The 228-nt window shown below is 61.0% G+C and carries 1 protein-coding gene; it reads left to right on the forward strand.

Going from position 1 to position 228, the window contains the following annotated elements; all coding sequences use genetic code 11:
• Positions 1-41: 41 nt before the first annotated feature.
• The coding region (locus FNJ47_RS49185) for a transposase (protein WP_488226118.1) at positions 42-228 on the forward strand (187 nt) is incomplete at its 3' end.

Raw genomic sequence — 228 nt, forward strand, 5'->3', positions numbered from 1 at the left:
CTTCGCTGTGAACCGTGCTTCTGTGGTGCACCGGAGGGACGATGCGGCCGAAGAAGCACAAGACGACGGGATCAAACGATCTGTTCCGGGCATGGCTGGATCAGATCATCAACATGAAGCACGAGCTGGTTCTGCTCGCCGGCAAGGTCGACTGGGACTGGATCGACGGCGAGATCGCTCCGCTCTACAGCGAGAACGGCCGGCCCGGGATCGAGACCCGCTTCATGA

Origin of the sequence: Bradyrhizobium uaiense, assembly GCF_010811875.1 — a bacterium.
GTDB lineage: Bacteria > Pseudomonadota > Alphaproteobacteria > Rhizobiales > Xanthobacteraceae > Bradyrhizobium > Bradyrhizobium uaiense.